The sequence below is a fragment of the Dysgonomonas sp. HGC4 genome, from assembly GCF_001261715.1.
Classification (GTDB): domain Bacteria; phylum Bacteroidota; class Bacteroidia; order Bacteroidales; family Dysgonomonadaceae; genus Dysgonomonas_A.
Genome location: NZ_CVRU01000120.1, coordinates 1 through 1,887, shown reverse-complemented (window position 1 = coordinate 1,887; position 1,887 = coordinate 1). Strand labels below are relative to the sequence as shown.

Annotated in this window: 1 protein-coding gene and 1 pseudogene; both read right to left on the bottom strand. The window is 42.1% G+C overall.

Annotation, left to right across the window (positions count from 1 at the left end; genetic code table 11):
• Positions 1–261 (bottom strand): hypothetical protein (locus HGC4_RS18690; protein WP_157258274.1); only part of this gene is annotated, 261 nt, incomplete at its 3' end.
• Positions 262–672: 411 nt separating this feature from the next.
• A pseudogene (locus HGC4_RS12560) lies at positions 673–1,887 on the bottom strand (fibrobacter succinogenes major paralogous domain-containing protein); the annotation flags it as partial.

Here is a 1,887-nt window from a genome sequence, read left to right as displayed (position 1 = left end):
TATAGTCCCCCCGGAGGAACTGCCAGCGCTATAATCTCCTTCTGAACGGTAAAGAAAAGTACAGTTGCCATCATAGACGCCCGAAGCGGTAACTACCGGATTATCTGTCGAAGACTCAAAGACCAGAACGTCAACCGTATGAATGGAGGATTCCCAGACTGAGGCTGAGGAAGTGGCATATGTCTGAGGCATTGAGACCGATAAGCTTACCTTTTTATATACTGTGTGTTGATACCCCTCATCCTCCTGACAGGAAGACATAAAAACGATGAACACAAAAAACAAAAATCCCCGGTATTGCTTATTAAGCAATCGTAATCTAGATGCTTCTTTCATAATCTTTTATATCTTTCTTTTTTATATATGCAGAGTTATATTTGAAACAGTATATGCTTTTATTTATTATTGTATTATATCGTCATTGATAGATACAATAGTCTAAAATGTAATACCAATACAAAATAACAACAAAGAGAAATAATAGCTATTTAAATAACGTTACCTATTTTTGTCCTGATAGTACCTATTTGACAACCGAAAACATCCTTTGAAATCCCATCATCCGGCTTAGCCTATCAATTAAAACTACTTTAAAAGCTATGGAGGTCGATAATCCTCCATGCAAATGCACGGAGGAAATTTCTCTTTTATCAAATGCGGTCCATGCCTCCCTTACTCTTGGACACAGCGTACAGATAAACCGGTGGCACGAGTGATCGCATGACTAGCGTTAAAGTCCCACATGAGGACACGCGTACCGTCTATTGTAGACGACCAATAGCGACCACTCGTGCCCTGACCGTAAAAAGCTCCCGAAAAATTATCCCGGTAGCCTGCGGCTGGCAAGTAAAGCGTTTGCCCTGCCTCGTCACCAGGGACAGATAAACGACTACCACTAAAACTCCCCCTAGAGACGATTACGTCCAATTCAGTTGAGGTCGGAAGTCTCCATCCCGCAGGACAAGGACCCTGGGCATTAGCTCCAGTCCACAAAGCATCAGCATCTGCCTGGGTAGTAGTGGAACCGTCTACATATAACCAGTTATCGAAGGATGTGATAAAATTATTAGCATATATTCCATTAACATTGACTAGAGAAACAGGACCTTTTTGAATATCACCACCACTGACTCCATATACTGAACCGTAACTGCGTCCCCACTGGTAGAGAAGCCCACAAGAAGTCAGAGTAGCAGCATAATCGAGATAGATAGCGCCTACGTTGACAGGTGCCCAATATATACCTCCCAACAGGACTGGCTTATAAGACGTAGAAAAGTAATTAGGAACTGCCTTGATAACGATCTCTTTCCTGTTATTAGAGTCAGCGACACTGGCGATGGTTATCTTTCTGTCAACAGGACTTGTTTGCTGAGGGATCGTAATCGTATAAACAGTGTTATAAACTGCTCCTGCATAGGTAACAGTTTCGGATTTGGTAACAGTAATATCCGATCCGGAATTGTTCGTACCATTGTTGTTCGTTACTCTGTAATCACTAGCACCGCTATAGTAAGAAGAGGTAGTGATCTCCAATACTGCTGTGCCTGTAGCACCCGATCCCTCGTAATTGGTAACATTACCGTCCAATGCCGATGCATTAAACACACCTCCTGTACCAACAGTAGGATTGCTTAAAACCGAAAAAGTAACCGCACCAATAGTTGGCTCTCCTAGTATATCTTTTGCATCGTTCCAGTCAGCTGCTACAATATTGAATTCGATACGGTCCAATTTGACTCTCTTTACTTTGAGTATATAACGGTGGTTAGCATCGATGGAAATGTCAGCCGTAGGTATAACCTTATAAATCTGTTTAATTCGATTGAAAACTCCCTCGATAGAAATCACCGTTTGGCTTTCTGCGACATCAAGAACAGTAGGCCA